The sequence below is a fragment of the Vibrio mediterranei genome, from assembly GCF_900088415.1.
In the GTDB taxonomy this organism is placed as follows: domain Bacteria; phylum Pseudomonadota; class Gammaproteobacteria; order Enterobacterales; family Vibrionaceae; genus Vibrio; species Vibrio mediterranei.
In genome coordinates, this window is record NZ_FLLQ01000035.1 from 1 (window position 1) to 633 (window position 633).

Sequence of the window (633 nt, forward strand, 5' to 3'; positions counted from 1 at the left end):
TATCAGGAAACATTTGATTATACAATCGAAATCTTAACAAAAAATCCTAGAACGCGTGCTATTTGGCTACAAGGTTCGAACAGGTATCAAGCTGCTCTTGATGGTATAGCGAAAATGGGTAAAGAGAGGGAGGTTTTGTTGATTTGTTTTGATGCAGAGCCAGAGTTTCTGGAGCTGCTCAGAACGGATGTTATTGTTGGAGCTGCGATGCAACAACCTTTTAAAATAGGAGAGCGTTCAGTCGAGACTGTTTATGAGTTTTGGCAGGGCGCAAAGATTGAATCCACACAAGAGCTTAAGGTGCTTGCTGTGGACAAAAATACCCTTGATAGCCAAGAAGAAGAAATTAAAAGAAATGTCCTCGGTTTGGATTAGAAAGGGACCTGATGGGGAAAATGAACGCTTCTTCCAAGTCCGTCGCTCTCATAAGAGTGACCATGCTAGTTATCATGCTCAGCATCAGTCTCGTGATAGCTATCTATACAACGATTACTCTTTCAATTGAAAAACAAGCACTCTCAAAGCACATCAATAAACAAGTTGAAATGAGCTTAATTACACTGAGTAATAATATTGCTCCTTTGATGCAAGCGTATGCTATTAATGAATATAAAAAAATCATCTTAAATGAAG

At 38.9% G+C, this 633-nt stretch carries 2 protein-coding genes; both read left to right on the plus strand.

What is annotated here, in order from left to right; translation table 11 throughout:
* Nucleotides 1-375: substrate-binding domain-containing protein (locus tag VME0621_RS25995; protein WP_156750292.1), on the plus strand; the 375-nt coding region annotated here is incomplete at its 5' end.
* A gap of 11 nt (nt 376-386) precedes the next feature.
* The coding region (locus VME0621_RS26965; protein ID WP_231893009.1) for a hypothetical protein at nt 387-633 on the plus strand (247 nt) is incomplete at its 3' end.